Source organism: Polymorphospora sp. NPDC050346 (genome assembly GCF_040655695.1).
GTDB classification, from domain to species: domain Bacteria; phylum Actinomycetota; class Actinomycetes; order Mycobacteriales; family Micromonosporaceae; genus Polymorphospora; species Polymorphospora lycopeni.
This window is the reverse complement of record NZ_JBFAKM010000101.1, coordinates 1-2,089: the sequence shown is the minus strand read 5'-3', so window position 1 is coordinate 2,089 and position 2,089 is coordinate 1. Positions and strand designations below refer to the sequence as shown.

Here is a 2,089-nt window from a genome sequence, read left to right as displayed (position 1 = left end):
GGGCGCGATAAACCGCGCCGTGTGTTGCGGTCGATGATGTGCGGGGTGGGTGGAAAACCGCTGGTCAGGTGTGGTTTGAGTCTCGACACCGACCCAAGAAGGAGGTATATTAGTAGTTGTTCGGGAGGGATGGCGAACCCCAACCGGACACCCACACAAACCCAGGACCTTGGGAAGGTGTCATGCACCCCAACGCCTCCGAATCCGTTGAGTACGGCTGCGCGGCCTGCCGCCGCCCACTCCAGCGGCACACCAGCAACGGCCACACGGAATACGTCCACTCCGCCGCCTTTGACGAGTCGCACCGCGCCCAGCCGGTTCCGCTGGCCGATCTCGACAAAGTCGAAATGGTATGCGACTTTTGCGGGGCGGCAGGACCAAAATGGTCCTACGACTTCGGGCCGATCCAGATTGTCGTGACCGGCGACGAAGCGACGTACGCCCACAACATCGGCGGTCGGTGGGCCGCATGCAGCCCATGCGCGAACGACGTTGACCGAGGTGACCGCCGCGCGATCACCCGCCGCGCCGCCGCCCGCACCCGCCGCCGCCACGGCGCCGGCGCCGACGCCGCCGACGCCTTCAGCCACCTACACCGAGCCCTGTTCGACCGGCGCCCGGTACCACGCCGACAACCCCTCAAGTACGCCGACGCCGCGAAGCCCCAAAGCCAGGCGGCCGAAGCACCCCCCACCGCCGACGAGCACCGCACGCCGCGCCCGACCACCCTGCCGAAGGTGCGCGACCGCCTCGTGCACTACTGGCGCAACGGCGCCAAAGCCGATCTCATGCAATCGCTGGCCACTGGCGAAGCCCACCACCTGCCCGCGCACCTTGTACCCGACCTCCCCATCGGGGCGTCTGTCGAGGTAAACGGCGCCACCATGTCGGTGGTGTCCGCGTACACCAGGCTGATGGCCGACCATGCCGAGGGCGGCCCCATCTACTGGATAGACCCCGATTTCACCACCGAAACCCGATCCGCTGCCGCCGAACTACCGCAGCAGCCAATCCTCGCCGATGAGGTGCCCACCCCCGAGGGAATCCTCTTCTGGGCTACCCCGGTGTTCGAGATGACCGACCCCACCACCGGGCGCCTATGCCCCGTTATCGCCGCCCAATGGGGACAGACTCCCGACGGTACCTGGATGGTGTTCTTCACCTACCCCGAATTCTTGGCGCCGCCCATGGACGAGCGACGTTTGCAGAGTATGCGGGAAAACATCGGATGGCTCGCCCCGATCACCGCAGGAGTAGGAATCACCTACGGTCAAACCCCACACCTCAACTCCGTCATTCAGAACTTTGTTAATGCGCTACTGGCAACCTGGATCCTGATTGGCCAGCCAGACGGAGAGGTTATCGACACCCCAGCCGACAAGCCGATCCGAAAGGCATATGCCCGCGCCGGCCGCCCCGACCCCACCGTCCGATTCGTGCGCCTCCGCCCAATCCGCGCGAACGAGAGCGCCGGAAGTGGCCCCGGCAAGGCCAGGAAGTACGAGCGCCGCTGGTGGGTGGCCGGATTCTGGCGAAACCAGCGCGTCGGCCCCGGCCTACAGCAGCGCAGGCGTACGTGGGTGCGACGCCACATCCGAGGCCCCAAAGACGCCCCGTTCGTGCCGACCGGCCGAGTACGCGTACTCGGCAACCCAACCGAAAAACCCCTGACGTAATCCGGCGCCCGGTGGCACAAGCCCCCGGGCGCCTTCTTATTTCCATTCGTTCTCGACAATCCTTCAAGAAGGAGGTATATTAGTAGTTGTTCGGGAGGGATGGCGAACCCCCACCGGACACCCACACAAAGCCAGGACGAACAGGAGTCCCGCCGTGCGTACCTCCCACCGCCTCGCGGTTGCAGCCGCCATCACCGCCACCGCCGCACTGGCCACCATCGCCCTCCACCTGTTCCGCGAGTTGGACGCCACCCGCCACGCCCTGCACACCGACGACCTGACCGGCCTGCCCAACCGTCGCGCGCTCATGTCGGACCTCACCGCCGTCCTCTCCGCCCGTCACCCCGTGACGCTTGCCATCTTCGATCTCGACGGCTTCAAGAGCGTCAACGACAACCACGGGCACGAGGCCG

The 2,089-nt window shown here is 66.1% G+C and carries 2 protein-coding genes; both read left to right on the top strand.

Going from position 1 to position 2,089, the window contains the following annotated elements; translation table 11 throughout:
• Window positions 1-182: 182 nt before the first annotated feature.
• Entirely contained in the window at window positions 183-1,676 is a 1,494-nt protein-coding gene (locus tag AB0I42_RS37245) for a hypothetical protein (RefSeq protein WP_357544484.1), read from the top strand.
• A gap of 154 nt (window positions 1,677-1,830) precedes the next feature.
• Window positions 1,831-2,089 (top strand): diguanylate cyclase (locus AB0I42_RS37240; RefSeq protein ID WP_357544483.1); only part of this gene is annotated, 259 nt, incomplete at its 3' end.

Bases quoted from the DNA above. Each gene is read 5' to 3' on its own strand.
- AB0I42_RS37245 (WP_357544484.1), top strand. From the start codon at position 183: ATGCACCCCAACGCCTCCGAATCCGTTGAGTACGGCTGCGCGGCCTGC.